This window comes from Photorhabdus machadonis (genome assembly GCF_052657765.1).
Window position 1 is genome coordinate 1751423 of sequence record NZ_CP199761.1, and the last position, 23357, is coordinate 1774779.

General features: G+C 40.0%; 19 protein-coding genes. 8 read left to right on the forward strand and 11 right to left on the reverse strand.

Translation table 11 applies throughout. From position 1 onward, the window contains the following. Positions 1 to 37: 37 nt before the first annotated feature. The 5 genes from ACUN2T_RS08645 to ACUN2T_RS08665 form a co-directional block, all read right to left on the reverse strand. A complete protein-coding gene (locus ACUN2T_RS08645; RefSeq protein WP_445497117.1) occupies positions 38 to 865 on the reverse strand; it encodes a phage tail protein in 828 nt (275 codons plus the stop codon). A 414-nt stretch (positions 866 to 1279) separates the two neighbouring features. Continuing rightward, entirely contained in the window at positions 1280 to 1714 is a 435-nt protein-coding gene (locus tag ACUN2T_RS08650; RefSeq protein ID WP_445497118.1) for a tail fiber assembly protein, read from the reverse strand. A gap of 50 nt (positions 1715 to 1764) precedes the next feature. Then, a complete protein-coding gene (locus ACUN2T_RS08655) occupies positions 1765 to 2478 on the reverse strand; it encodes a phage tail protein (protein WP_445497119.1) in 714 nt (237 codons plus the stop codon). Between the two features lie 414 nt (positions 2479 to 2892). Continuing rightward, complete coding sequence (locus ACUN2T_RS08660; protein WP_445497120.1) at positions 2893 to 3327, reverse strand: tail fiber assembly protein; 435 nt, start codon at positions 3325 to 3327, stop codon at positions 2893 to 2895. 54 nt (positions 3328 to 3381) lie between these two features. Beyond that, positions 3382 to 4209, reverse strand: a complete 828-nt coding sequence (locus tag ACUN2T_RS08665) for a phage tail protein (RefSeq protein ID WP_445497121.1) — start codon at positions 4207 to 4209, stop codon at positions 3382 to 3384. A 665-nt stretch (positions 4210 to 4874) separates the two neighbouring features. On the opposite strand from ACUN2T_RS08665, the gene ACUN2T_RS08670 reads away from it, so the two are divergent. Both ACUN2T_RS08670 and tadA read left to right on the forward strand, forming a co-directional pair. Next, positions 4875 to 5471, forward strand: a complete 597-nt coding sequence (locus tag ACUN2T_RS08670; protein ID WP_445497122.1) for a gp53-like domain-containing protein — start codon at positions 4875 to 4877, stop codon at positions 5469 to 5471. Positions 5472 to 5697: 226 nt separating this feature from the next. Continuing rightward, positions 5698 to 6204, forward strand: a complete 507-nt coding sequence (gene tadA / locus ACUN2T_RS08675) for a tRNA adenosine(34) deaminase TadA (RefSeq protein WP_445497123.1) — start codon at positions 5698 to 5700, stop codon at positions 6202 to 6204. An 86-nt stretch (positions 6205 to 6290) separates the two neighbouring features. On the opposite strand, the gene mltF is transcribed toward tadA, so the two are convergent. After that, entirely contained in the window at positions 6291 to 7712 is a 1422-nt protein-coding gene (gene mltF / locus ACUN2T_RS08680) for a membrane-bound lytic murein transglycosylase MltF (protein ID WP_445497124.1), read from the reverse strand. 267 nt (positions 7713 to 7979) lie between these two features. On the opposite strand from mltF, the gene purL reads away from it, so the two are divergent. Beyond that, positions 7980 to 11867: a phosphoribosylformylglycinamidine synthase gene (gene purL / locus ACUN2T_RS08685; RefSeq protein ID WP_445497125.1), complete on the forward strand. Its 3888-nt coding sequence runs from the start codon at positions 7980 to 7982 to the stop codon at positions 11865 to 11867. A gap of 374 nt (positions 11868 to 12241) precedes the next feature. Here purL and ACUN2T_RS08690 read toward each other — a convergent pair whose 3' ends face one another. From ACUN2T_RS08690 to ACUN2T_RS08710, 5 genes are all read right to left on the reverse strand, one after another. Further along, the gene (locus ACUN2T_RS08690) at positions 12242 to 14038 is read right to left on the reverse strand and encodes a flavin monoamine oxidase family protein (RefSeq protein WP_445497126.1); all 1797 of its coding nucleotides are present in this window, start codon (positions 14036 to 14038) and stop codon (positions 12242 to 12244) included. Between the two features lie 27 nt (positions 14039 to 14065). Next, positions 14066 to 14602 carry a hypothetical protein gene (locus ACUN2T_RS08695; RefSeq protein WP_445497127.1) on the reverse strand — a complete coding sequence of 179 codons (537 nt, stop codon included), beginning with the start codon at positions 14600 to 14602 and terminating at the stop codon, positions 14066 to 14068. A 44-nt stretch (positions 14603 to 14646) separates the two neighbouring features. Beyond that, the gene (locus tag ACUN2T_RS08700; protein ID WP_445497128.1) at positions 14647 to 15231 is read right to left on the reverse strand and encodes an FAD-dependent oxidoreductase; all 585 of its coding nucleotides are present in this window, start codon (positions 15229 to 15231) and stop codon (positions 14647 to 14649) included. Between the two features lie 173 nt (positions 15232 to 15404). Next, positions 15405 to 16004 (reverse strand): short chain dehydrogenase, encoded by a 600-nt coding sequence (locus ACUN2T_RS08705; protein WP_445497129.1) that lies wholly within the window; start codon positions 16002 to 16004, stop codon positions 15405 to 15407. A gap of 664 nt (positions 16005 to 16668) precedes the next feature. Beyond that, positions 16669 to 16932, reverse strand: coding sequence for a type II toxin-antitoxin system Phd/YefM family antitoxin (locus tag ACUN2T_RS08710; protein ID WP_445497130.1), 264 nt, complete (start codon positions 16930 to 16932; stop codon positions 16669 to 16671). A 744-nt stretch (positions 16933 to 17676) separates the two neighbouring features. On the opposite strand from ACUN2T_RS08710, the gene ACUN2T_RS08715 reads away from it, so the two are divergent. From ACUN2T_RS08715 to glnB, 5 genes are all read left to right on the forward strand, one after another. Beyond that, positions 17677 to 19116, forward strand: coding sequence for a HAMP domain-containing sensor histidine kinase (locus ACUN2T_RS08715; RefSeq protein ID WP_445497131.1), 1440 nt, complete (start codon positions 17677 to 17679; stop codon positions 19114 to 19116). A 3-nt stretch (positions 19117 to 19119) separates the two neighbouring features. Continuing rightward, entirely contained in the window at positions 19120 to 19965 is an 846-nt protein-coding gene (qseG, locus tag ACUN2T_RS08720; RefSeq protein ID WP_445497132.1) for a two-component system QseEF-associated lipoprotein QseG, read from the forward strand. After that, on the forward strand, positions 19962 to 21299 hold the full coding sequence (gene glrR, locus ACUN2T_RS08725; RefSeq protein WP_445497133.1) for a two-component system response regulator GlrR: 1338 nt from the start codon (positions 19962 to 19964) through the stop codon (positions 21297 to 21299). Before qseG ends, glrR begins: the two co-directional genes overlap by 4 nt. Positions 21300 to 21376: 77 nt before the next feature. After that, complete coding sequence (locus tag ACUN2T_RS08730; RefSeq protein WP_445497134.1) at positions 21377 to 22999, forward strand: NAD+ synthase; 1623 nt, start codon at positions 21377 to 21379, stop codon at positions 22997 to 22999. A 15-nt stretch (positions 23000 to 23014) separates the two neighbouring features. Continuing rightward, positions 23015 to 23353, forward strand: coding sequence for a nitrogen regulatory protein P-II (gene glnB / locus ACUN2T_RS08735; RefSeq protein WP_004847623.1), 339 nt, complete (start codon positions 23015 to 23017; stop codon positions 23351 to 23353). Positions 23354 to 23357 lie beyond the last annotated feature (4 nt).

A 23357-nucleotide genomic window follows, 5' to 3' on the forward strand; every position in this document is an offset into this window, starting at 1 on the left:
TCCAATTTTCATTAAATAATCATAATAATTTTTTTAATTAATACCCTATTGCCATAAAATATGAATAAGTATCGAGTTTATGGTAATTAAGGTTTTTATAACACCGAAACTGATTCTGATTTTCTATCGTTGCTGAGAATATACCTGCTGCTTGAGGGTCATTACCAAGGTGAGTTAGTGTGATACTAAGACATTTATTTGGAAATCGTATTGGGAAATTATTTAAATACCCAGATTGAGGATTGCTATGGTTATAAACTTGCGCTACTCCCCACATTACAATTAAACCCGAAGGAAATTTTTGCCAGCCATTCTTAACTAAGTTTGCACTGAAAAACGACATGTCTGGAATTTGATTAATTCCATTTCCCACTTTCAGGTTTACAGCTTTATCTAAACCTAAGTTTTTTACAAACTCATTTTTATTAGGAATATCTGCGCCATTTTGCGTTTTTACCAGTCTGTTATTGGCATTATTATTTATGTCGGAGACAAGCTTCTGTGTGGCAGCCAGTGTATTACTATTGCCAATCACATCTGTAAGTTGAACAATGCCTTTTTGTGTTAATGAGGCATCGGGGACTTTTTTTGTAATTTTTTGTTCTAACGCTTTATTTAATTGTGCAGTGAGTTTGGCTATATTTCCATCATCCAAAACATCACTGCCAGATTCTATCGAAATAAAATCAGCTACAACAGATGATATTGTTGATGACTGACGTAATGCCTTATTTAATACATGGGTGGTAAGACCTATTGGGGGAAATCCAGTCTGCAATTCTGAACTATTTTCATATAAATTTTGAGCCACCACATTAGCACCATCTCTAATGGAAAACGCTTTAAAATCATTCTTGGGGTTCATATGTATTTTCCTAAAGTTAAATAATGGGTTCTATAGATAATAACTTGGATTATTGTGAGGGTGATTTCCCATCGCTCATAGTTTAGAGATAAAAAAGAATAATTAAATGTCTTTATAACTTATAGGGTTAATTATTTATGTGTGATTTGAATAATAAGCAATTCAATATATCTTAATTGAAAATATATAAATAATTGGTATTTTTCTTCTGAGGTAAATCTTAAGTAATTTCTGTGTTGAAAGGTTTTCTCTGGAAAATAAATGTCAATGATGTTCAAGGCCACTAATATTGTATGAGATAACATATGTTGGCAGATAATAGCTAGAGTGATGACGTAATATTTACTGCTGTAGTATTGTAAATAATAAAATGATTAAGACCGGGTTCTGTCTGAATCCCGGTATTTTTGTTAATTACGATAATGGTGCAATTGGCCAGTCAATTTCCGGGGCTGTTAAAGTATCAACCCGGTTAAGTATCACTCGGTATTTTTTCCATTCTTTAAGCAATAGCACTTCTTCATTTGTTGCTATATCAAGTTCTACCGCATCAGCAAGTGGCGTTATTTTCTCATTCGCAAGAGATATAAATTGCGCTCTTTGGATTTCCGCAATAGCTATCAATTCCTCTTTCGTTGGGGGTGGAATATCTTCCCAGCAAGGAAGACTATCTTCTCCATAGGAAAGTCTTTTTCCTATGGGCGGCATTCCCGAAAATTTATTGAATATGTCATCCGTTACAGGTATAGAGTCATTTGGCCATGAGCCTGCGTCAACGTAATCCTGCTGTAATGATAGTGGATAAAATGCTTTATTTAATGTACTGAATACATAGTTTTTATCGTTCATGATTTCCTGCCAATTCTGATTAAATAATTATAAGAATTTAATTTTTTAAATTAATATCCTATTGCATTAAAAAATGCCAGAACAAAAGGTTGACTGTCACCTGCACCTCTATAACATTTGAACTGTTGATGATTTGCTAGCATTACTGAAAATATTCCTGCTGCCGCAGGGGCACTACCATAGTGAGTTAATGTGACATTTAAACATGTATTTGGAAACGGTATTGGAAAATTATTCAAATATCCACCATAAGAAACATTAGCTATTCCCCACATTTCAATTAAACCTGAGGGTAATTTTTGCCAGCCATTCTTAATCAAGTTTGCAGTGAAAGATGACATGTTTGGAATCTTATTAATTCTATTATTCACGTTATTATTTATATCGGAGACAAGTTTCTGAGTTGCAGCGAGTGTATTACTGCCACCAATCACATCTGTAAGTTGAACAATACCTTTCTGTGTTAATGAGGCATTGGGAATTTGAGTTGTAATTTTTTGTGCTAACGCCTTATTTAGTTGGGTAGTGAGTTTGGCTATATTTCCATCATCCAAAACATCACTGCCAGATTCTATCGAAATAAAATCAGCTACAACAGATGATATTGTTGATGACTGACGTAATGCCTTATTTAATACATGGGTGGTAAGACCTGTTGGGGGAAATCCAGTCTGCAATTCTGAACTATTTTCATATAAATTTTGAGCCACCACATTAGCACCATCTCTAATGGAAAACGCTTTAAAATCATTCTTGGGGTTCATATGTATTTTCCTAAAGTTAAATAATGGGTTCTATAGATAATAACTTGAATTATTGTGAGGGTAATTCCCCATCGCTCATAGTTTAGAGATAAAAAAGAATAATTAAATGTCTTTATAACTTATGGGCTTAATTATTTCTGTGTGATTTGAATAATAAATAATTCAATATATATTAATTGAAAACATATAAATAATTGGTATTTTTCTTCTGAGGTAAATCTTAAGTAATTTCTATGTTGAAAGGTTTTCTCTGGAAAATAAATGTCAATGATGTTCAAGGCCACTAATATTGTATGAGCTAACATATGTTGGCGGATAATAGCTAGAGTGATGACGGAATATTTACTGCTGTAGTATTGTAAATAATAAAATGATTAAGACCGGGTTCTGTCTGAATCCCGGTCTTTTTGTTAATTACGATAATGGTGCAATTGGCCAGTCAATTTCCGGGGCTGTTAAAGTATCAACCCGGTTAAGTATCACTCGGTATTTTTTCCATTCTTTAAGCAATAGGGCTTCTTCATTTGTTGCCATATCAAGTTCTACCGCATCAGCAAGTGGCGTTATTTTCTCATTCGCAAGAGATATAAATTGCGCTCTTTGGATTTCCGCAATAGCTATCAATTCCTCTTTCGTTGGAGGTGGAATATCTTCCCAGCAAGGAAGGTTATCTTCTCCATAGGAAAGTCTTTTTCCTATGGGCGGCATTCCCGAAAATTTATTGAATATGTCATCAGTTACAGGTATAGAGTCATTTGGCCATGAGCCTGCGTCAACGTAATCCTGCTGTAATGATAGTGGATAAAATGCTTTATTTAATGTACTGAATACATAGTTTTTATCGTTCATGATTTCCTGCCAATTTTAATTAAATAATCATCATAGTAAATTAATTGTTTTTAATTAATACCCTATTGCCCTAAAATAGACTCCAACAGGAGAAGTATGATTAGTAGGACTTCTATAACATCGGAACTGACTCGGACTTACCACGTGTACTGAACATATTCCGGAATCTTGGGGGTTATAACCACCATTAGTTAACATAATATTTAAACATGCGTTCGGAAAGGGTATGGTAAAATTATTTAAATACCCAGCCTCGATAGAACCATAATTATTAGCTAGTACAAATCCCCATGTTTCAATTAAACCTGAAGGTAATTTTTGCCAACCAGAACTAACCAAGCTTGCGGTGAAAGACGACATATCCGGAATTTGATTAATACCCGTTCCCACTTCTCGTTTCGCGGCTTCTTTTAAACCTAAGTTTTTCACAAACTCATTTTTATTAGGAATATCTGCGCCGTTTTGTGCTTTTTCTAGTCTGTTATTAGCATTATTATTTATATTAGAAACCAGTTTCTGAGTTGCAACAAGTGTATTACTATCGCCAATCACATCTGTAAGCTGAACGATACCTTTCTGTGTTAATGAGGCATCGGGAACTCGAGTTGTAATTTTTTGTGCTAACGCTCTATTTAGTTGGGCAGTGAGTTTCACGGTATCGCCATCATCAAGGACATCTTCGCCAGATTGTGTTGCAATGAAATTAGCCACGACAGATGATATGGTTGACGATTGACGTAATGTTTTATTTAATAAGTGAGTGGGGACATTATCTGGTGAAAATCCAGTATATAAAATTGGGCTTTCTTCATATCTTTCTTGACTCACAACATTCGCATTATCACTAATAGAAAAAGCTTTAAAATCATTTTTTGGACTCATGAACTTTCCTTAAATAAAATAATGTTCTTTTGTAATTAACATATTGAATTATGTCACAGGTAATTTTCTGTGACTAATTTCAACCATAGAGTTTAGCCCAAAAAAATAATGGTAGAGTTCTATTATAACTTAAGAGATTAATTATTTATGTATGGTTAATAGTGATAGGCAGTTCAATGTCTTGTGATCGAAAATATACTCATCATTACTTTCTTTCCAAAAATTATCTTCAATAATTCCCATGTCGAAATATTCATATTGAAAAATATTTTTATACCTTAAATTATATTTTGTTAATATTTCTGACTGTTTTCTTAAATTGCTTTCTTGAGTTTAATATATTTACTATGCGAGGCTGTGTAATGTTTTTGTTATTTCTGATGTGGCGTTGATTTATTTTGTGTATGCCTGGTTATATTATGTTTAATAAAGATAAAATCAATGAGATAATCTAAATATTTTTCTAAGTGAAGTTATTTGTATTTATGGAATGAAATTGATTGAATTAAATCATAATAATATTTCATTGTATTCTCTTTAGTAATATCATTATTAAAACCAGTTTATTGATTATTTATATACTTATGTTAGCTTCGTGTTTGGAAATTTTCATGTGAATAAAATTTTTATAAATAATATCCATTGTTTTTATGTGAGGATGATAAATGAGTAATAAGAATGATTTTAAAGCTTTTTCTACTAGTAATAATGCTAATGTCGTGAGTCAAGAAAGATATGAAGAATATCCTAATTTGCAAACTGGATTTCCACCAGGGGAGATGACCACTCATGTGTTAAATAAGGCATTACGCCAGTCGTCCACAATAGCCTCTGTCGTGGCTAATTTTATGTCAACTCAGTGTGAAAAGGATGTTCTGGATAATGGCGATTTGGAAACATTGAATAAGACTTTTACTGATTCATTACAGTGCCATATGAAAAAACAATATCCTGGCAGCCTATCACATAACGGTTATCAACAACTGCCGGGTGGATTAATACTTCAATGGGGAAGGCATAATTTTACTCCATTAACTAGGAACACGGTAATTTTACCAACGCCTTTTAAACGTGGTTGTTTGAAGGTCTTTATAACACCTGTTGGTGATTGGATATTCCCGATGTCGGCAGCACCTAACGGAACATTGGGTACTTTTGCTGCTTGGGTAGCTGCGCGAACAATTAATGCTTATGGAAGTGAGATCAAGTTATCTGCTAATGATACTTATGTTTATGGAGACTATTTTGCAATTGGTTTTTAATTAATATATGGAGATAAATAATAAGCCGGATTTATTCTGGCTTTTTTTATTCTTAAATATATTTATATGAATCTACCGTTTAAAAATAATATAAAATACAATTGTGGAGAATATATCAAACAGTCTCGAATATATGTTACCAGTGTAATGATAAGTAAATATATCTGGAAAATAAGTAAAGTAAATCGTTATAATTATCCCTGATATAATGAAATGAGATACGACAGTGATTGAAATATATAGTGATGAATATTGGATGCGTAAGGCTATGGAACAGGCAATGAAAGCATGGGATCAGGGGGAAATACCTGTTGGTGCTGTATTGGTCGCTGATAATAAAATCGTTGCTGAAGGCTGGAATCAGTCCATTATTAAGCATGATCCCACTGCTCATGCTGAAATTATTGCGTTACGAAAAGGGGGGGAGCGGTTACAAAATTATCGTCTGTTGAACACCGCGTTATATGTCACTCTTGAACCTTGCACTATGTGTGCTGGTTCTATGGTGCATAGCCGGATACAGCGACTGGTTTATGGTGCCAACGATATGAAAACCGGTGCAGTCGGTTCTTTGATTGATATATTGCGCTATCCCGGTATGAATCATCAGATTGAAATTACAGGCGGTGTACTTGCTGAAGAGTGCTCCACGATGTTGAGTGCTTTTTTTAAACAACGTCGGGAGCAGCATAAGGCATTAAAAGCCGCCAGAAAACAGCAGGAAGAAAGCTAAACGTCGTTTCTGTTTACTGAGGCTTGCGTCAGACTTGGGAAGCCTCATCCGGTCAGAATGGGGTGTCATTACAGCCAGCCAGTTGCTTACTCTGCTTTCGATTTTTCTGTTTGGGAAATTAATTTCTTCCGGTTTTCTTTGGCCTGTAAATAGCCAACTAAACTAAGCTGATAGCGGCGGATATTCTCGACATAGCGATAAGCCTCGTGCCCACGGGCATAACCATAGGTGGTATTGGTGTAGTACTTTTTCTGGCTTAACAGGGGGATTCGGGCTTTTACATCAAGCCAGCTATCGGGATTTCCTTTCTGTGATGCCGTTAGTTTGCGGGCATCCAGCATATGACCATAGCCCATATTGTAAGCAGCCAGTGCAAACCAAATTCGCTCATCTTTAGGGATGTTTTCAGGTAGTCGTTTCATCAGATTTTGCAAGTAGATTGCGCCGCCCTTGATACTTTCTTCTGGATCAAGACGGTCAACAACACCTAATCCTTTTGCCGTTGGGCTGGTTAACATCATCAGGCCACGCACACCCGTGGGAGAGGTTGCCTGCGGGTCCCAGTGAGACTCTTGCCAGGCAATTGCAGCCAGTAGTTGCCAACTGATTTCGCCGGAGTATTTCTCAAACAGAGGTTGATAAGTAGGCAGAATATGATCAATAGCACTGAGAAAAGAGAGTGTATCGAAATAATCAAATGAGCCGACATGACCAAAATATTTCTCTTCCAACCGTGGCATCACATCTTCTTCCGTCATCTGGCTGAAAAAATCCAGCATGGCGGCATAAAGGCTGTAATCATCAATACGTTTTAAATACCACGTCAGGGGATTATCTTCACTGATATCAAAAGCGATGGCCAGATTAGGGTGAGTACGCTGTTGCAACGCGACATTGATAGAGTCGCCCAAGGTGTAATCCAGTTTGCCCTCTGATACCAGCTCCAGTAATTCCCGGGTGTTGTATTGCTGTGTCTCATTCCATTCAAGTTCCGGGTAAGACTCTTCTTTCATCTTTTTCAGTGTGCTGACATGGGCTGAACCGGAAGTAACCAGCAATTTGCCTTTCAAATCCTTAAAAGAGCGGGGACGTGGAGTCCCTTTGCGGTAAATCAGTTGTTGAGAAACAGAATAGTAAGCTGGGCCCGTACGGGTCTGCTCCAGTTTCTCCTCATTATAGGTAAGACCGGCAGCTAAAAAATCAGCGTCACCCTTTTCCAGATCGTCAAATAACTGGTTGAGATTTGTTCTGAATTTGATTTCCAATTTAACGCCAAGATAATCAGCAAAGCGTTTCGCCAGCTCGTAATCAAAACCATTTGGTTCTTTTTTACTTGTAAGATGAATCAGAGGTGAGCTGATGGTGCTGATCCGTAGCTCTCCTCTGGTCATGATCCTGTTAATCTGCTCCTGCTGTTTATTCGGCCAACTGATGTTCAGACTGATGATTGCGGCAGAAAAAAGAGCGATAACAATGATAACGAAATAGTTTATTTTTATATTATTCAAACAGTTATCTCTGTATAACGCGATGTGGTGCGGTGTAAAAACGCGTTATATTATCATGGCTAAATTTCCAGTGATTGAGCATTTTGCGGAACAAAAACTTGCGGCGCAACTTAATTGATACCCTTAGCATAACCTGACGATAAGCTAATTAGCATTAATAATCGTCACGCAAACGGTTTCGTCACTGGTCGCAATCCTCTATAATGTGCCTGTTTCCCCCTGAGGCATCAGTCAGGCTTTGCTTCTAAGATGAGAGAATGTATTACTATGGAAATTCTGCGTGGCTCACCCGCTTTATCGGCATTTCGTATCACCAAGCTCCTTTCTGTGTGTCAGGAACAGCAACTTCCGGTCAATGATATTTATGCGGAATATGTTCATTTTGCAGAAATTAATGCAACGTTGAGTGATGCTGATTCAGCAAAATTACAACGATTATTAAAATATGGACCTTCTCTGGCTGAACACGAACCACAAGGTACGTTGCTGTTAGTGACTCCCCGTCCGGGAACCATTTCCCCGTGGTCTTCGAAAGCAACCGATATTGCTCACAATGGTGGTCTGTCTCAGGTTGTGCGTTTGGAGCGTGGTCTGGCTTACTACGTTCAGTGTGATGAAATGAGTGATGCACAATGGCAAATATTGTCGGCGTTGTTGCATGACCGGATGATGGAAACGGTTTTTACTCAACTGGAACAGGCGGAGAAATTATTTTCTCATCAGCAACCCGCTCCGTTAAAACGCATTGATATTCTGCAAGCAGGGCGTAGTGCGTTAGAGAAAGCCAATATTGAACTTGGATTGGCGTTGGCCCCGGATGAGATTGATTATCTGATGGAGGCTTTCCAGAAACTGGAGCGTAATCCAACCGATATTGAGCTTTATATGTTTGCTCAGGCTAATTCAGAGCATTGTCGCCATAAAATATTTAATGCTGACTGGATTATTGATGGGCAGGAACAGCCAAAATCACTGTTCAAAATGATTAAAAATACTTATGAGAAGACACCTGATTATGTCCTGTCAGCTTATAAAGATAATGCCGCTGTGATGGAAGGGTCTGCTGTTGGCCGTTTCTTTGCCAGTGCGGAAGACGGTTCATATGATTATCATCAGGAGCAGGCCCATATCCTGATGAAGGTTGAAACGCATAATCACCCAACCGCAATTTCCCCGTGGCCGGGGGCATCGACTGGTTCTGGTGGCGAAATCCGCGATGAAGGCGCGACAGGTCGAGGTGCCAAGCCAAAAGCTGGGTTGGTGGGGTTTTCGGTATCCAATCTGCGGATACCGGGTTTTGAACAGCCGTGGGAAGAGGATTTCGGTAAACCAGATCGTATCGTCAGCGCCCTGGATATCATGACTGAAGGTCCTCTGGGCGGCGCGGCATTTAATAACGAATTTGGTCGTCCGGCGCTGCTGGGTTACTTTCGTACCTATGAAGAAAAAGTAAACAGTCATAACGGCAGTGAATTACGAGGCTACCACAAACCCATCATGCTGGCGGGTGGGATGGGTAATATCCGTGATGAGCATGTCAAAAAGGGTGAAATTTCGGTTGGTGCTAAATTAATTGTGCTTGGCGGCCCGTCTATGAACATTGGTTTGGGCGGTGGTGCGGCATCTTCTATGGCATCTGGTCAATCTGATGCTGATCTGGATTTTGCTTCTGTTCAACGTGATAACCCGGAAATGGAACGTCGTTGTCAGGAGGTGATTGATCACTGTTGGCAATTGGGTGAAAACAACCCGATTCTGTTCATTCATGATGTTGGTGCTGGTGGGCTTTCTAATGCTATGCCTGAGCTGGTAAGTGATGGTGGTCGCGGTGGACGGTTTGAATTACGTAAAATTCTTAATGATGAACCGGGAATGAGTCCACTGGAAGTTTGGTGTAATGAATCTCAGGAACGTTATGTATTGGCTGTTGCGCCAGAACAGCTTCCTCTGTTTGAAGCGATTTGCCGGCGTGAGCGTGCGCCTTATGCCGTTATCGGCGAGGCGACAGAAGAGCGTCATTTGCTGCTGAATGATGAACACTTTGATAACCAGCCAATTGATATGCCGCTGGATGTGCTGCTGGGTAAAACGCCAAAAATGTTGCGTAATGTCAGTACATTAAAAGCCAGTGGTGAAAGTCTTGAGCGCCGGGATATCAATCTGGTGGAGGCCGTTAAACGCATTATGCACTTGCCGGCTGTGGCGGAAAAAACATTCCTGATAACGATAGGCGATCGCACTGTAACTGGCATGGTTTCCCGTGATCAGATGGTTGGCCCGTGGCAGATCCCGGTGGCAGATTGCGCTGTGACTACCGCCAGCCTTGATAGCGACTATGGCGAAGCGATGTCTATAGGTGAACGAGCGCCGGTCGCTCTGCTGGATTTTGTCGCCTCTGCCCGTATGGCTGTTGGTGAAGCGCTAACTAATATCGCTTCTGCTTATGTTCAGGATTTGAAACGTATTAAGCTTTCAGCTAACTGGATGTCTGCCGCAGGTCATCCTGGTGAGGATGCCGGTTTGTATGCGGCAGTTAAAGCCGTGGGTGAGGCGTTATGTCCTGCTCTGGGGCTGACTATTCCAGTGGGTAAAGATTCTATGTCGATGAAAACCCGCTGGAATGACAAAGATGAAGAGCGTGAAATGACGTCACCTTTATCGCTGGTTATTACGGCCTTTGCCAGAGTGGAAGATGTGCGTCGTACCGTAACGCCAGAGCTTTCCACTGATGACGATAATGCGTTGTTGTTAATTGATTTGGGGCAAGGGAAGAACACATTGGGCGGCACTGCGTTGGCACAAGTTTACCGCCAGCTTGGTAACAAGACTGCTGATGTACGTAGCGCTGAACAATTGGCTGGATTTTTCAATGCGATTCAGCAACTGATTGCAGAACAGAAATTGCTGGCTTATCACGACCGTTCTGATGGTGGCTTGCTGGTAACGCTGGCTGAAATGGCTTTTGCCGGTCATTGTGGCATTGAAGCTGATATCAGTGTGTTTGATGAAGATATTCTGGCTGCGCTATTTACGGAAGAGTTGGGTGCTGTGGTTCAGATCCGTGCATCTGATAAAGCGTTTGTTGAAAACCTGCTGGTTGAACATGGACTGGCTAATTGCGTGCATTATTTGGGTAAGGCCAAAGCGGGTGATGATTTTGTCATCTTGAGTGGCAATACCGAAGTATATCGTCAGAATCGCAGTACTCTGCGTCTATGGTGGGCTGAAACTACATGGCAAATGCAGCGTCTGCGTGACAACCCGGAATGTGCAGATCAGGAGCATCAGGCTAAACGGGATAATCAAGATCCCGGATTGAATGTAAAACTGACTTTTGATATTTCAGACGATATTGCCGCGCCTTACATTTTGCAACAGGTAAGACCGAAAGTGGCTGTCCTGCGTGAGCAGGGTGTTAATTCCCATGTTGAAATGGCCGCTGCCTTCCACCGGGCGGGTTTTGACGCTATTGATGTGCATATGAGTGATTTGCTGTCTGGACGTATCGGATTGGAACAGTTCCAGACACTGGTTGCTTGTGGCGGCTTCTCTTATGGTGACGTGCTGGGTGCTGGTGAAGGTTGGGCGAAATCAATTCTGTTCAACGAACGTGTCCGTGATGAATTTGCGGCTTTCTTTACACGGCCTGATACTCTGGCGCTTGGTGTTTGCAATGGTTGCCAGATGATGTCTAACCTGAGGGAGTTGATCCCAGGTGCAGAACATTGGCCGCGTTTTGTTCGTAACCGCTCAGAACGTTTTGAGGCTCGTTTCAGTTTGGTGGAAATTACGAATAGTCCGTCACTCTTCTTGAAAGATATGATGGGGTCACGTATGCCGATTGCTGTTTCTCATGGTGAAGGGCAAGTGGAATTCCGCGATAGCCAGCATCTTAAGATGCTTGAAAGCAGCCAGTTAGTGGCTCTGCGTTACGTGAACAACTATGGTCAGGTCACGGAAAACTATCCGGCTAACCCCAATGGTTCAGTGAATGGTATTACCGCAGTCACCAGCTTTGATGGGCGGGCAACCGTGATGATGCCACATCCTGAAAGGGTATCCCGCACTGTGAATAACTCTTGGCACCCAGATGAATGGAACGAAGATGGTCCGTGGATGCGGATTTTCCGTAATGCCCGTAAGCAGTTAGGGTAGTACTACAGTGTAGGTAAATTATGTCAGACGGTTTTTTAGGCTGATAGTGCTCATTGGCTTCATTGGGATTCTTTGTTCAGTAACTGACGTGAAATCACAATTGAAGCCATTTTTTATTTATTTCAGTTCATTTTGAAACAATGCCTTATTAGTTAAAAAATGTTTCTGGTTAAATTTAATATACGAGGCATCATATTCCGATAAGTTTTCTACTGGAAGGGGTAACCTAGTTTATTATTTACACCTTCTAACCTAGAAAATTGAGCTTGAATCTATATGTTTCTGAATTGACTCTTTTTAAAAATATCTAAGAATATATAAATAGGGCTGAAGGAAATTACATTCAGCCTGTTATTATGATATAAGGCGTTGATTTACCATCCTAGATAATAATCATTAGCTAACCAATGTGGTCTATTTAGATTAAAGCACTCCTGTAAAAGATTTTCTGTGACACAAAATGCTCCTTCTGTCCATCCTTGTTGGTTTGAATAAGCCTCACCAATGATATGAATTGATTCATTACATATAGGGCGGCGCATATAAGGCATTACTTCATTGACATGAACCCCTGCATGCCAGGCATGATAGCCACCGCCATAAGGATCTTGAGACCAATCCTTAATCCGTGCAATATAAGGATGTGGAATATTTACTCCGTGTAGTTCTTCAATTTGTTTTACAGCTTCATCAACTAAGTTTTTAGAAGCTTCGTTACCCGGTACGGAGATTTGCTCAATTTTTTCTTTTGATACCAATTTAGTGGGGTGTGGCTTAAATTTTTGCAGATATTCGTTATCAGGCTTTATACCTTCAAATTTAAAATCTTGGTTATATTTTTGTTGTATAAGAGGGGTCCAGAAGGATACCGTACGCATATCATTATAGCTGCCTAAGAACAAGGAATGTGAGTTTTTAGGATCAGTACCAAAATAATAGCACTGACGTATAGGTAGATCAGTAATTGACTTTCCCGCTACCGCACCGAAATCTTTTGTCCACCACGGATATTCAAATCCCATTAGTAATTTAAACGAAGGTTCACTAAATACTGAGTCTATGTTTCTTTGTAATTCATTTTCCGCTTTTTTATCAAAGAAAAAATTCTCCTGATCTAAAAGTTTTAAAGACCACCTTGGCATAGCCAAAATTATCTTGTCAGCATAGACCGTCCAGTAATATTTACCTTTTTTATTCCAAAATTTAAGAGAATAATTCCTGTTCCCATTTGAGTTTTTCTTAAAAGTCATAAGTTGATTTCTTATCCATAACTGCGATCCTCTAGACTCATTATAGTTTTTAGCTAAAGCGTAGGCGAGTTGATCATACCCATTTTCTATGGTTCTATACTCAACATCTTCTGATGAGAAATCTCCTACCATGTAAGGCATCGCTTCTGCGGCATTCCAGTTTATTGTATTTGAAAAATATCCACCAGAATCGGCTAAGAAAGAGAATCCTTCCTGTCCAATGCGATCTTTTATCAAGTTCCAAAATCCAATTTCTCGGACTTTCATTCCATTATAAGGACTATTATTTTTATAGTAAGATAAATTAATTTTTATATCATCCCATTGACGAGAGCTTATTTTGAACTCATGAACATATTTATTTATTCTTTTTACTGAATTTTCATAGTATTCGATGAACCATGGATCATCCATTAGAACGTCATAAATTACCTTGTTAAATAACTGGTTGGGACTATAACCTTCCTCATCTTTGTTGAGATAATAGTGAGTTTTAAATTCTTGATTATTTTTTTGTGCAATATCCCATGCATTACCTTTAAAACGTTGTTTACGGAAATAATAAAAATGTTTCTTTGGGTTTCCTAATGGAAATGATTTGTAATTTAGTCGAAGAACATCCTCGATCAGTTTAGTTGTAATCTTTTGTGATGTCATATAACGCATACCTCCTAATTCCCCAATGATATCTGTTCCTGGTAATTTAATAGAAAGTAAGCGGCCACCAATGCGATCATCCAAATCGAAAATATGAACTGAAGAAGGATGGTTAATATTATCTGAGCATTCACCTGTCAATAAACGGTATCCTGCATATAAACCAGATACACCTGCTCCTATTATAGCAACGTCAATAGATAATCCATCTTGGCTATCGTCTTTATATGATATTTGATCCATTTCAATTCTAGAGTTAGTCATTTTTATTTCCTTTTTTATATATTAATATTAGATTCTAAATGGGGTTATATCGTAAAATGTATGACCACTAATGGCTAATTGGGAACATATTTTCCCAAATAATGGAGTGAATTTGGCACCCCATCCAGCAGTATAAACGACAATGTTTGGATGTCCTGGTAATGAATCTAAATAGAAAGGTTTTTCACCCTTTGGCATTGCCAGCATACATGTAGATATAAATTTTGGTTCTGGATCAAGATGTTTCATATGATTTTCAACCCACAGACTTGTACCTTCGAAATCACTTTCTGTTGGAGGTATTCGTTGATCTGGGGAGTCATAGATTTTGAACGGATAATCTGGAGCTACTCTAATGTAGCCAGGATTTTTCCAAGGTGCTTCAGGAAATCCATAATATAAATTGCTGTTTTTAGAATTAGGTTTTTGAAATGCAAACCATGTTGGGTAGTTTATTTCGGGATTTTTTTTACGGAAATATGCTGAAACCATATCCCAGATTTCTAAATTAAGTTTAATACCTAATGGAGAAACTAATCTATTGGTATATGGACCAACAGCCATAACGATTTTTTTACCATGATATATTTCTTTATTTGTCGTTACAGTTACTTCATTACAACCATCTGAATCAATTTTGTTACTAAATTGTGTTCTTTAAAGTGCACACCATTATTATGAGCAAAATTGTAAAGCGTTCTTAAAGTTGCGGGTAGGTTAATAATACCTCCACTGGCTTGAAAAAAACCTATATAGTTGTCAGGTATATTTTTAAACTGATACCAATCCTCAATTTTTTGTGAGGTTAAATATTGGTAAGGAATACCCATTCTTATCATTGTATCAATGGCAGCGTTAATTCCTCCTTCAGTTGTTGGGATTTCTGGATCTCCAAACCAAAGACTACCAACATATGAAATAAGTTCAGTCACCGTTTGCTTTTGGAGTCGTTTCCATTCTGGAGCAGAATCAATAACTAGATTGGTCATAAAATCATTATTGTATTGAAAACGGAATTGACGGGAAGCTTCTGCGCTACTAGATAATTGATTAAAAAATGAAGATTGCTCTAAAACGAGAACGTCCTCTCCGTTTAATACGGTGTGTCCTCCAAAGAAAGAGGTTGCATTATATGCTGTTGAAAGGCCGATCAATCCACCACCAACAATAATTAACTCATATATTTTAGCCATAAACATACCTTTAGTATATATTTTTAGAAATATAAAACGTTTATTACCTATTTTGCTAGGCATAATTGGTACAGATAGTTTGGAACACGGAAAGACTAATTTAGTTATTTTATATTTAACTAATATAAATATATAAGCCTCTTAGACTTATATATTTGGTTATTTTCTCTGAATTAATAAACCTCGTAGTTTTGGCCAGTTTGAGCCCCATCTACGCTTTTCCTAAAAGCGAGTGCTACACGGCTGGCAGGAACTGAGTTAAAACCTGGGAAAAATTCACCATATTTATCTAATGACTCTTGCAAGACATTAGGGCTAACGCTGTTTATACGAATGCCCCTTGGCATTTCAATTGCCGCAGATTTTACGAATGCCTTGACACCACCATTTGCCATAGCTGCGGATGCCCCTTGCAGAATAGGGTCATCCATCATAATTCCAGTGGTTAAAGTAAAACTTCCTCCATCATTAATATAATTCATCCCTAAAAGCACTAAGTTAATTTGGCCTTTGAGTTTACTTCTTATGCCCACTTCATTTAACTCTGGGGTTAATTCCAAAATTGATCCAAAATGTGCGCTACCTGTTGCACTGACTACAGCATCAACTTTTCCAATTTTTTCATACATATTCTTGATACTATCAACGGATGTGATATCAACTATAATATCTAATCCGCTCCTTCCGGCACAAATAACTTCATGATTTTTTTCTAATTCTTCCTTGATTGCTTTTCCTATTGTACCACTTGCTCCAATAATAATTACTCTCATTTCTATTACCTTTTCCTGATTAATGAAATTTTGCGACTATATCGTTGCATAGAGAAATATAACTTTTAACTCGATATAGTTGTAACCCTCTAATGATACTAGACTATAAAATAAAATTTACAATTCTAATGATTGTATGAAACAGCCATGCGGGGATTTTGGATGAAATTAACTCACTTTGTGTATTTTTTATTCTTTTTTTGTGTTCTTTTTGTTCGGTTTTAGGGGGTTTTTTAAGTGGTATTCATAAAAATATATTCTGGGCTGGGTGTGAATTGAACGCATTGGTAACTTTTTGATCCAATAAATTTTAAAATATAGTATATTATTGTGCTAATTTAAGTTTGGATATGTTTTTATGAAACTCCTGAAGTGTTTATGAAATCTTTAGTAAGATAACCAATAACAATATCTACTAATAAGAATTTCTTTGGTGCTTTAGAAATAGACTTAATATCTTTCATCTTTTAATAAAATTAGAATTGTTTTTATTTTACTGTTTTATTATCTCAAGGAATAAAGATGCCTTTAATTGGCTGCTAAATTACTTGAACAATTCTCTAATGCTAATTGTTAGATGATGTCTAACCTGCGGGAGTTGATCCTAGTACTACAGTGTAAGTAAATTATGTCAGGCGGTTTTTAACAAAAACCGCCGTGAACCTTAGCTTTTTGCCAAGCTTCGCAGACTATCTCGCAGTTTATTGGATGACACTATCCGCCCAGCTTTTACGTCTTTTTCAGCACAAGACAACAAACGCAGCAATGCCATTTGTTCTTGCTGCATTTCAAACTGAACAGGATCTTGAATCACATATAATGGTTCTCTATTTTGAGTCACCATCACCGAATGAGATACATCCACAGAAGCTAGTTTTTTCTTAACCGCAGAGATTGTCGTAATTCGTGGTTTGGGAGGTTGGTACATATTTTTCTCCGGATAGAGACTTATTTTCTTCTATCTGAATGATATTAATGTTACTGATTCAAATGTGAAAGTCTTGTACCGGAAATTCTTAGAAATTCAGGCCCTGTTTCGCCATTGTCTCAATTACCCGACAAATGCCATTATACGTGTCTCAAAAAGGAGACATTTAATTATATGATTTATATCTATTTTTATTTTTATGATTTCAAGTGTCTGTAATTGGCGACAGAAAACAAATTTTATTTATGCCAGAAACAAGGTATTTTGTAGCTGAAACGTTAAGTTTCTTATTTTTTATAATAAAATCAATTCATTATGAATTTAATTTTAACGTTGGCACGGAACCTGCATTAGGTTAGCCCAGTTGCTCATTCAACTTCTTATGTCGGTCCACAGCAAGGTGGAGATATACCACATAAACATAAACTATCGAATGATGCCAGAGTAAGGTGCCTACCGTCCAACTCAGTGATATCGCTTTCGGGCCTTATCAAACATCGGGCGACACGTGGAGTGAGGCACCAACCTATGTCTGACTGTAGATAAACAGCAGGCATGCGTTATCCTCACTGGCGGGGTAGTAGCAAAAACTACTATCCCGCCATCATAATTCCAGGTTTCTGCCTGCGCCATTGTTGATTGTTCGCATCTTAACTATTTATCAGTAGCAACAAAATTTACCCGCCGATGGGTTTTTCTATCTGCCCTTTGTCGGTTAGTATAAGTATACTGGCAGGTTGTGAGATGATTTCCTTGAAAAAATGGCGTTTGTTTCCGCGCTCATTGCGCCAATTAGTTGTCATGGCTTTCTGGCTGGTGTTATTGCCGTTATTGGTTTTGGCTTATCAGGCTTATCAAAGTCTTGATCAGCTCAGTGAGAAAGCGGCTGATATAAACCGTACCACGTTGGCTGATGCCCGCCGCAGTGAGGCGATGACGGGTATTGCGCTGGAGATGGAACGCAGTTACCGTCAATATTGTGTGTTGGGGGATAAGACGCTGGAAAATCTCTACCAAAGGCAATATCGGCAATACGCTAAGATGCTGAAAGAGCAGATGGCGATACTTGATGATCAGCAGCATATCAAGACGCTTGACAACTTACTGTTGCAATTAACAAAAATCACTTGCCTTAATAGTGAACCCACCGAACCTGCCGCTCAGTTGCTTGAACAATTCTCTGATGCCAATAGTCAGATGGTACAGGCCACCCGTGATGTTATTTTCAGCCGGGGAGAGCAGCTACAGAGAGATATTGCTGATAAAGGCCAATTTTTTGGCTGGCAGAGCCTCATTTTGTTTCTACTTAGCGCATTACTGGTTGCGTTATTTACCCGCATGATTATCGGGCCGGTTAAAGGTATTGAACGAATGATTAACCGATTGGGCGAAGGGCGATCATTGGGGGTTCGTATAGATTCTTTTCCTGGGCCAAGAGAGCTTCGTTCCTTGGCGCAGCGGATTGTCTGGCTCAGTGAACGCTTGGCCTGGTTGGAATCACAGCGCCATGAGTTTTTGCGTCATATTTCTCATGAACTGAAAACACCGCTAGCAAGTATGCGGGAAGGGACAGAATTATTGGCTGATGAAGTTGCAGGTCCATTAACGGCTGATCAGCAAGAAGTGGTTGCGATTCTTGATAATAGTAGTAAACATTTACAGCAATTGATCGAGCAATTACTGGATTATAACCGTAAACTGGCAGATAGCCCGATGGAACAACAGCAGGTTTCTTTGCGGGGAATTGTTGATGAAGTGGTTTTATCGCACAGTTTACCGGCGAGATCAAAGAATATTCAGACGGAAATTCAGCTTAATACTGATATTTGTTGGGCAGAACCGACACTATTAATGCGGGTTATTGATAATCTCTACTCCAATGCGGTGCACTATGGCGCTGAATCCGGTAACATCTGGGTTTCAAGTCGTCAGATTGGCAAATGTGTTCAAATTGATGTTGCCAATACAGGTACACCAATTCCTGAATCAGAACGTAGCATGATTTTTGAACCGTTCTACCAGGGAACGCTCCAGCGTAAAGGCGCAGTGAAAGGCAGCGGTCTTGGGCTCAGTATTGCGCAGGATTGTATTAAGCGTATGGGGGGCGAACTGTTATTAATTCAGAGCGAATTTGCTGACGTCTGTTTTCGTATTGAATTGCCATTAACTGCTGAGAATGAATAAATAATGCATAACAGGTCTACTTACCGTTTTGTACAAAAGACGGGTCGGCAGAATATTGCAGTGCAGCCTGGGAAAAACGCTTTTATCGCCAGACTCTTGTTACCGCGAGTTTCAGTTTGGGGTTTCAGAATAATTCCGCTGATCTTTGCCCCTTTTTTATTGACGAGTTGCGTCAAGGTGCCGGTCAATCATGATTTAACCACAGTTGCTCAGATGGTAATACCAGAACAGCGGGTGACAGATTATCGTGTCGCAGATTGTGATTTTTTGATGTGGGATGTAGAGACGCCGCAGTCGGTTGAGAACGCACTTTACTGGCTGCGATTGATAGACTGTTCAGATTTCTTGACGTCAGCCAGAGCCCGTAATATAGCAAAATACATCGTTCCGGCTACTTGGGATCTGGCTTTCAGGCAAAGTATTTTACTTAACAGTGCCGGGCCAACGTTGGCTGAACGTCGGAAAATAGTTGAAAATCTGAATAAATACCGACTGAAATTCCCAGAACCATTGCGACCATTATTAAAATTGTGGCGCGAACAGCAGATTCAGCAAATTGCAGTTGCGGAGGAGCGGGCAAAATTCCAAAAATTACAGGCGGATACGGATAATAAAATTGATCGCTTGCGCGAAAGCCGTGCACAGCTGGAATTTGAACTACAGGAAACATCCCGTAAACTGGAAAACCTGACAGATATTGAGCGCCAGCTCTCTTCCCGTAAGCAAAATCAGAGTAGTGCAGGTTCAGGCAGCTCAAATGAGCATAGTGAGACGCCGGCAGTAGCATTACCCAGCGAAAATAGTAAGCCAGGTAATACATCTGAATCAGATAAAGGAGCAGCACAATGACAGCGCGTAAGCCAGCCCATCTTCTTCTGGTTGATGACGATCCGGGTTTGTTGAAATTATTGGGAATGCGTCTTACCAGCGAAGGTTTTCGTGTCACAACCGCAGAAAGTGGCTGTGAAGCACTGAAACTGTTAGCGAAAGAAAAGATTGATTTGGTGATCAGTGACTTGCGTATGGATGAAATGGACGGTATGGCGTTGTTTGCTGAAATCCAGAAGCAGCAACCCGGTATGCCGGTCATTATTCTGACGGCTCATGGCTCCATTCCGGACGCCGTAGCGGCAACTCAGCAAGGCGTCTTTAGTTTTTTGACCAAACCTGTTGACCGGGATGCGCTTTATAAAGCGATTGATGGTGCATTGGCGTTATCGACTCCTGCTGGTGATGAACAATGGCGGGAGCAGATAGTCACCCGCAGTCCCGTTATGTTGCGCTTGTTGGAACAAGCCCGAATGGTCGCTCAATCCGATGTGAGTGTGCTGATAAACGGCCAGAGTGGTACGGGGAAGGAAGTGTTAGCCCAGGCCATTCACCGTGCCAGTCCACGGGCGAAAAAGCCATTTATTGCGATTAACTGTGGTGCGTTGCCGGAACAACTGCTTGAGTCAGAACTGTTTGGGCATGCCAAAGGGGCATTTACCGGTGCGGTCAGCAGTCGTGAAGGGTTGTTTCTTGCTGCACAGGAGGGGACGCTGTTTCTTGATGAAATTGGTGATATGCCGCTGGCTTTGCAGGTTAAATTATTGCGGGTATTGCAGGAGCGTAAAATACGCCCGTTAGGAAGTAACCGTGATCTGGATATTGATGTGCGGATTATCTCAGCGACTCACCGTGATTTGCCGAAAGCAATGGCAAAAAATGAATTCCGTGAAGATCTTTATTACCGCCTGAATGTTGTTAATTTGAAAATTCCTGCTTTGAATGGCAGGGTTGAAGATATTCCTTTACTGGCGAATCATCTGTTGCGTCAATCAGCGAAGCGCCATAAACCTTTTGTCCGTAGTTTCTCTGCCGATGCAATGAAATGTTTGATGGCGGCAAGTTGGCCAGGAAATGTGCGCCAGCTAGTGAATGTGATCGAACAATGCGTCGCGTTGACTACCGCACCGGTGATTAGTGAAGCGCTGGTTACACAGGCGCTGGAAGGGGAAAACACGGCATTACCCACTTTTGCCGAAGCCAGAAATCAGTTTGAGCTGAATTACTTGCGTAAGTTATTGCAAATGACCAAAGGTAATGTGACTCATGCTGCGCGTATGGCGGGGCGTAACCGGACTGAATTCTACAAATTACTGGCGCGTCATGAATTAGATGCGAATGATTTTAAAGAATAACTTTTCTGCTACTCAGCAAGTTTTTACACTGAAAACTGATATGTAAATAGATTGATGGTCCGGGAGAGCCAAATTGTATGAGTCGTACTCTTAATATTACCCTCGCACAGCTTAATTGGGTGATTGGTGACATTGAAGGCAACTGTGAACGTATGTTGCAAACAGTGCAGGAACAGCAGCAACAAGATGCTGATTTAGTTATGTTTTCTGAACTAGCGCTATCCGGTTATTCTCCAGAAGATCTATTATTCCGTGCTGATTTTCATCAGCGTTGCCGCGAGCAGCTTACACGTTTACAGGCTGCCAGTTGCCAAACTGCTATTCTGGTTGGTCATCCTTGGGAGCAGGATGGGGACATTTACAACGCGCTTTCCCTATTCTGGCAAGGGGAAATTCTGGCCCGTTATTTTAAACAGCGGTTGCCGAATTATGGTGTTTTTGATGAAAAACGCTATTTCAAAGCTAGCGATCAAAGCTGCGTGGCACCATTCAAGGGATATAACCTTGGTTTGCTGATTTGTGAAGATTTATGGTTTGGCGAACCCGTTGATGCGTTGAAACAGGCCGGTGCGGATTTAATTCTTTCTATCAATGCTTCTCCATATAACCGTGAAAAGCCCTATATCCGTTATGAATTAATTAAAGAACATTGCCAGCGTACAGATTTACCGATGATTTACCTTAATCAGATTGGTGGTCAGGACGAATTGATTTTCGATGGCTGTTCCAAAGTCTTCAATGCCAGTGGTGAAATAACTCACCGTTTGGCTGCATTTAATGAACAAATCCAGCAGTGCCGTTTTAATGAATTAAATATCGAACCTATGGTTAATCCGGCACCTCAATTACCGCCATTGCAACAGATATATCAGGCGTTAGTGCTTTCAGTACATGATTATGTACGCAAGAATGGCTTTAAAGGCGTTCTGTTAGGTTTATCTGGTGGTATTGATTCTGGCCTGACGTTGGCAATTGCGGTTGATGCATTGGGTAAAGATCATGTTCAGGCGGTGATGATGCCGTTCCGCTATACATCTGAAATGAGTATAGAAGATGCTAAAGAACAGGCCGATATGCTGGGTGTTGAGTTTAATGTGGTATCGATCGAGCCAGTGTTTGATGCGTTTATGACGCAATTTGAACCTCTGTTTGCCGGTACGGCTAAAGATACCACCGAAGAGAACTTACAGGCGCGTTGCCGTGCCGTTATTCTGATGGCGATGTCCAATAAACGCCATCGTCTGGTGCTGACGACCAGTAATAAGAGTGAATCGGCTGTGGGATATTCCACATTATATGGTGATATGGCGGGTGGTTTTAATGCATTGAAAGATGTACCGAAAACATTGGTATTTGAATTGGCAAAATACCGTAATACCGTTTCTCCGGCGATACCTCAAAGAGTGATTGATCGTCCGCCATCGGCAGAATTGGCACCGGGGCAGCTTGATCAGGACAGTTTACCGCCATATGACATTCTGGATGATATTCTGGAGGGTTATGTGGAACAGGATAAATCAGTTGAGGAACTGGTGGCAGCGGGTTTTGATGAACAAGTTGTACGTAAAGTGATTCGTCTGGTTGATATCAACGAATATAAACGTCGTCAGGCACCGGTTGGCCCGCGTATTACCCCACGCAATTTTGGTAAAGACAGACGCTACCCGATTACCTCTGGTTTCGGTCGTAAAAACTGGTAACAACAGGAAAACTTCATGAAAAAGATTGATGCGATTATCAAACCCTTCAAGCTGGATGATGTACGTGAAGCGCTGGCTGAAGTGGGTATCACGGGTATGACTGTGACAGAAGTGAAAGGTTTTGGACGTCAAAAAGGGCATACAGAACTGTATCGCGGTGCAGAGTATATGGTGGATTTTCTGCCAAAAGTAAAAATCGAAATTGTTGTGGCAGATGATATTGTCGATACCTGTGTTGAAACCATCATGCAGACCGCGCAAACCGGAAAAATCGGTGATGGTAAAATCTTTGTATTCGATGTTGCCCGTGTTGTGCGTATTCGTACCGGTGAACAGGACGAAGAGGCGATTTAGATAA

What these genes read in the sequence shown, in the direction of transcription:
- ACUN2T_RS08645 (WP_445497117.1), bottom strand. Translation starts at nt 865, where the DNA reads ATGAACCCCAAGAATGATTTTAAAGCGTTTTCCATTAGAGATGGTGCT.
- ACUN2T_RS08650 (WP_445497118.1), bottom strand. Translation starts at nt 1,714, where the DNA reads ATGAACGATAAAAACTATGTATTCAGTACATTAAATAAAGCATTTTAT.
- ACUN2T_RS08655 (WP_445497119.1), bottom strand. Translation starts at nt 2,478, where the DNA reads ATGAACCCCAAGAATGATTTTAAAGCGTTTTCCATTAGAGATGGTGCT.
- ACUN2T_RS08660 (WP_445497120.1), bottom strand. Translation starts at nt 3,327, where the DNA reads ATGAACGATAAAAACTATGTATTCAGTACATTAAATAAAGCATTTTAT.
- ACUN2T_RS08665 (WP_445497121.1), bottom strand. Translation starts at nt 4,209, where the DNA reads ATGAGTCCAAAAAATGATTTTAAAGCTTTTTCTATTAGTGATAATGCG.
- ACUN2T_RS08670 (WP_445497122.1), top strand. Translation starts at nt 4,875, where the DNA reads ATGAGTAATAAGAATGATTTTAAAGCTTTTTCTACTAGTAATAATGCT.
- purL (WP_445497125.1), top strand. Translation starts at nt 7,980, where the DNA reads ATGGAAATTCTGCGTGGCTCACCCGCTTTATCGGCATTTCGTATCACC.
- ACUN2T_RS08690 (WP_445497126.1), bottom strand. Translation starts at nt 14,038, where the DNA reads ATGACTAACTCTAGAATTGAAATGGATCAAATATCATATAAAGACGAT.
- ACUN2T_RS08695 (WP_445497127.1), bottom strand. Translation starts at nt 14,602, where the DNA reads ATGGCTGTTGGTCCATATACCAATAGATTAGTTTCTCCATTAGGTATT.
- ACUN2T_RS08700 (WP_445497128.1), bottom strand. Translation starts at nt 15,231, where the DNA reads ATGGCTAAAATATATGAGTTAATTATTGTTGGTGGTGGATTGATCGGC.
- ACUN2T_RS08705 (WP_445497129.1), bottom strand. Translation starts at nt 16,004, where the DNA reads ATGAGAGTAATTATTATTGGAGCAAGTGGTACAATAGGAAAAGCAATC.
- ACUN2T_RS08710 (WP_445497130.1), bottom strand. Translation starts at nt 16,932, where the DNA reads ATGTACCAACCTCCCAAACCACGAATTACGACAATCTCTGCGGTTAAG.
- ACUN2T_RS08715 (WP_445497131.1), top strand. Translation starts at nt 17,677, where the DNA reads ATGATTTCCTTGAAAAAATGGCGTTTGTTTCCGCGCTCATTGCGCCAA.
- qseG (WP_445497132.1), top strand. Translation starts at nt 19,120, where the DNA reads ATGCATAACAGGTCTACTTACCGTTTTGTACAAAAGACGGGTCGGCAG.
- glrR (WP_445497133.1), top strand. Translation starts at nt 19,962, where the DNA reads ATGACAGCGCGTAAGCCAGCCCATCTTCTTCTGGTTGATGACGATCCG.
- ACUN2T_RS08730 (WP_445497134.1), top strand. Translation starts at nt 21,377, where the DNA reads ATGAGTCGTACTCTTAATATTACCCTCGCACAGCTTAATTGGGTGATT.
- glnB (WP_004847623.1), top strand. Translation starts at nt 23,015, where the DNA reads ATGAAAAAGATTGATGCGATTATCAAACCCTTCAAGCTGGATGATGTA.